Genomic DNA, 1,625 nt, shown 5'->3' with positions numbered 1-1,625 from the left:
TCACACGGCCTATCCACTCGCTGTGTACGCTTCGCAGTGGCGGTTACCCGACACCACGCAACACTCGCTACCGGCTGGTGGCTAGCCTTGGCCGGATGGGACTTGCACCCAGTGGGTTTCACTTCATCCTTTCCACCTCTTCAGGTTTCCCGGATGACCAGGCTTCGCCTGGCGCACTCAAAGTAGTTGACGTTGTCAGTACCGATGCTAAAAGTCCCCTGAGTACCGAAATAAGGTGTCCCCCCACTCAAGCGGGGTACCTTCTGGTTGTGAAGCTAAGCGATCAGGAGGTACCCGATGCTCAAGCAGGAGGACTTTCTCATGATACGCCACAAGGTCAATCAGGGAGCCTATCTCAAGGACGTCGCCGCCGAGCTCGACGTGCATCCCCGCACCGTGCGTCGCGCCCTTCAACGCGGTGGCGCGCCCTCTCATCGCCGGCCGGGCGCTCGGGGCAGCAAGCTGGATCCGTTCAAGCCGCAGGTCGATACGTTGCTCGCCCAGGGCGTCTGGAATGCTCAGGTGATCTTCACCGAGCTGCGCCACTGTGGCTATGAGGGCGGCTATTCGATCCTGTGTGATTACATCCGGCCCAAGCGCTCGCTGCAGCCGTCGAAGGCCACGGTGCGTTTCGAGACGCGCCCCGGCCACCAGCTGCAGCATGACTGGGGCGAGCTGACGGTCGAGGTCGGTGGCCAGCCCACCCGGGTCAACATCGCCGTCAATGTGCTGGGTTACTCGCGGCAGATGCATATCTACGCCGCGCCGGCACAGGACGCCGAGCACACCTACGAGAGTCTGGTCAGGGCCTTCGAGGCGTTTGGCGGGGTGCCCGCCGAGGTGCTGGTCGATAACCAGAGAGCGGCGGTTCTGAAGCGCGAGAACGGCCGTGTGGTCTTCAATCCGCGCTTCCTCGACCTGGCCGGCCACTACGGCTTCCAGCCGCGCGCCTGCCGACCCTATCGGGCCCGAACCAAGGGCAAGACCGAGCGCATGGTCGGTTACGTCAAGCATCACTTCTTCATCGGCCACCGGGTGTTTCAGTCCTTCACCGACATCAACCGCCAGTTGCGCCAGTGGCTGGGCGAATCGGCCCACCAACGCCGGCATCGCACCCTTGGCGAGATTGTGTTCGAGCGCTTCCAGCGGGACGAGCAGCCGGCACTCACCCTCTTGCCGCGACAGCGCTTCGATACCGCCTATCTCGACCACCGACAGGTGGCGTGGGACGGCTACGTCGAGGTACGTGGCAACCGCTACAGCGTGCCCGACGCCCTGTGCGGCCAGACCGTACGGATCCGCATCATCCTGGACGACGAGCTGCAGATCATCGACGCCCAAGAGCAGGTCGTCGCCGAGCACCTGTTGGCCCTGCCGGATGCCGGCTGGTAGCGGCAGGCCGACCACCACCGCCGCCTGTGGCGCGACGCGCTGCAGGTCGAGCAGCGTGGCCTGGAGATCTACGAGGAGGTGACGTCATGACGCTGGAGCAACTGCTGCAACAGCTCAAGTTCGACCACTTGGCCGACCAGCTGGAAACGGTCTGTGAGCAGGCGGCGAGCCGGGATCTCGACTACCGCGAGTTCCTGGCCGAGGCGCTGCAGTGCGAGTGGGCCGGGCGGCAC

1 pseudogene is annotated in these 1,625 nt (G+C 64.3%); it reads left to right on the top strand.

Annotation, left to right across the window (positions count from 1 at the left end):
- Window positions 1-297 precede the first annotated feature (297 nt).
- Window positions 298-1,482 (top strand): annotated as a pseudogene (gene istA / locus OP498_RS18320) (IS21 family transposase).
- Window positions 1,483-1,625: the final 143 nt, after the last annotated feature.

Origin of the sequence: Halomonas sp. 25-S5 (assembly GCF_029889845.1) — a bacterium.
Lineage (GTDB): Bacteria > Pseudomonadota > Gammaproteobacteria > Pseudomonadales > Halomonadaceae > Halomonas.
This window is presented reverse-complemented; position numbering and strand designations above follow the sequence as displayed.